Origin of the sequence: Massilia sp. CT11-108, assembly GCF_047302915.1 — a bacterium.
Lineage (GTDB): Bacteria > Pseudomonadota > Gammaproteobacteria > Burkholderiales > Burkholderiaceae_D > Telluria > Telluria orientalis.
In genome coordinates this window covers 1-250 of sequence record NZ_JBKYMO010001643.1, presented here as the reverse complement: position 1 = coordinate 250, position 250 = coordinate 1, and the positions used below count along the sequence as shown (strand labels likewise).

Sequence of the window (250 nt, the reverse complement as noted above, 5' to 3'; positions counted from 1 at the left end):
ATCCTGGCGCGCGGCCTGCTCGGCCTGGGCCAGGCGCTGGTCCCAGCGCGTCCATTGCGTGCCTAGCAGTTCGCGGGTGCCGTGCGCGGCGAGCCAGACCGTCGTGTCGTGCAGCGCGCGCCGGTTCGCTTCCAGTTCCTCCGTCTTGGTCCGCAGGGCGGCCTGGGCCTGCGTCGACTCCGTGCGCACGCCGTCTTGCGCCGCGCGCGCCTTCGCGTGGGCGGGCGCGAGCGTGTCCAGCGTGGCGTCG

Annotated in this window: 1 protein-coding gene; it reads right to left on the bottom strand. The window is 75.2% G+C overall.

Features of this window, described 5'->3' with window-relative positions; all coding sequences use genetic code 11:
* The coding region (locus ACEN88_RS35880; RefSeq protein ID WP_413347152.1) for a hypothetical protein at positions 1–250 on the bottom strand (250 nt) is incomplete at both ends.